This is a genomic window from Streptomyces sp. (assembly GCF_050698815.1).
Classification (GTDB): Bacteria; Actinomycetota; Actinomycetes; order Streptomycetales; family Streptomycetaceae; genus Streptomyces.
Window position 1 is genome coordinate 1 of the sequence record NZ_JBOHCV010000497.1, and the last position, 1765, is coordinate 1765.

Annotated in this window: 2 protein-coding genes; one reads left to right on the plus strand and one right to left on the minus strand. The window is 74.5% G+C overall.

Annotation, left to right across the window (positions count from 1 at the left end):
- Positions 1–1443 (minus strand): MFS transporter (locus ACRDP3_RS17915; protein WP_431517971.1); only part of this gene is annotated, 1443 nt, incomplete at its 3' end.
- Positions 1444–1571: 128 nt separating this feature from the next.
- Between ACRDP3_RS17915 and ACRDP3_RS17920 the strand changes: the two genes are divergently transcribed.
- On the plus strand, positions 1572–1765 hold a 194-nt coding region (locus tag ACRDP3_RS17920; protein ID WP_431517972.1), incomplete at its 3' end, for an alpha/beta fold hydrolase.

Genomic DNA, 1765 nt, shown 5'->3' on the forward strand with positions numbered 1-1765 from the left:
GTGCCCTCCCGCCCCGGCCACGCTCACCGATCCACCGCCGAAGGCGGCGAACGCCGCCCCCGTCGCGGCCAGCAGCACCACGTTGGAAAGGCTGTCGGAGATCTGCAGCGCCGCGGAGTTCCTGCCCGCCTCCGTCGGCGCGGAAAGCTGGAGCAGCAGCACGCTGGTGGCGGAGATCACCAGGCCCATGCCGTAGCAGGCCACAGCCATCATGACGGCCAGCGTCCACACCGGCACGGCAGGCAGCAGCACCAGCGGCGTGTACGCGATCCCGACCGTCACCAGCACCATGCCGCCCTGCGCCAGCCGTTCCCGGTGCGCCTCGAAGCGCGGCCGTGACTGGGTGAAGGAGCCCAGCGCCCACGTACCGCCGCCCGCCGCCATCGCCAGTCCGGCCGTGGTGACCGACAGCCCGCGCTGGGTGACCAGCATCAGCGGCAGGAAGCTCTCCGCCACCACGAACCCGCCCGCCGACAGCCCCCGCAGCAGCACCACGGCGGGCAGCCCGCGCGCGGCAAGGTACGTGCCGCGTGGCAGGAGCCGCAGCGCCGCCGGTACGAGCAGCGCGGCGCCCGCGACCGCCGGCAGGACGGCGAGCAGGCCCAGCCGCTGCCCCGCGTACTGCAACAGCCCCGCCCCCACGGCGAGCACCAGCGCGAACTTCAGCCGGTGCCGGTCCACGGTCGCCGGCCCGCCCTCCCCCACCGGCGGCGGCCCGGCGACGGCCCGCCGCAGCGCCGGCAGCATCACCGCCAGCGGCACCACGACCAGCAACGGGATCCCCAGGAACACCCAGCGCCAGCCCAGGTGTTGGGTGACCGACCCGGCGGCCAGCGGCCCGACGACCGCGGGCACCACCCACGCCGCGGCGAACGCCGCCATCACCGTGGGCCGCAGCCGCTCCGGGTAGGCGCGGCCGGCCGTCACATACAGCGCGACGATGACCAGCCCGCCGCCGATGCCCTGCACCGCACGGCCCAGCACGAAGATCCACATGGAGGCGGCCGTACCGGACAGCACCAGCCCCGCGCCGAACGCGCCGATTCCGGCGGCCAGCGGCCCGAGTGGTCCGCGCCGGTCGCTCCACTGGCCCGAGACGACCAAGCCGAGGAGAGCGGTGGTGAAGAGGGCGGAGAAGGCGAAGGCGTACGCGGACAGGCCGTTGAGCTCGTCGGCCGCGACGGGCATCGCCGTGCCGACGGCGGTCGCCTCGAAGGCGATGAGGAAGACGACGGAGACGATGCCCAGGGTCAGCGCGCGGTAGCCACGGCTCAGGACGGTGTCCGGGCGGGCGTTCGGTGCCGGCGCGTCCGGCGGGAGCGCCTCCGGCGCCTCCGCCAGCACCCCCAGCGCCCCCTTCGCGACGCCCCCGATCCCGCCCCTGTCTCCGTCCCCGTCCCCGTTCGCGTTCCTGCCCCTGTCTCCGTCCAGATCTGCGGTCATATCAACCAATGTAAGGGTCATGCCGCACCATGACCCCTGTCCAGAGGTGGCCACCGCCTCGGCCTTTGGACCTAAGCCGACGGCGACGGTTCCCGCTGAGCCCCCGTCCTTGGGGCACGCTGAGAGGTATGCCCCACTTCACTTCGTACGACGGAACCCGGCTCGGCTACCGCGTCCTCGGCGACGACCCGCCCAGCGGCGACCGGCCGCCCCTGGTCTGTCTCGCCGGCGGACCGGCGCGCGACGCCGCCTACCTCGGCGACCTCGGCGGACTGAGCGCGTACCGGCGCCTGATCGTCCCCGACGCCCGCGGCACCGGCGA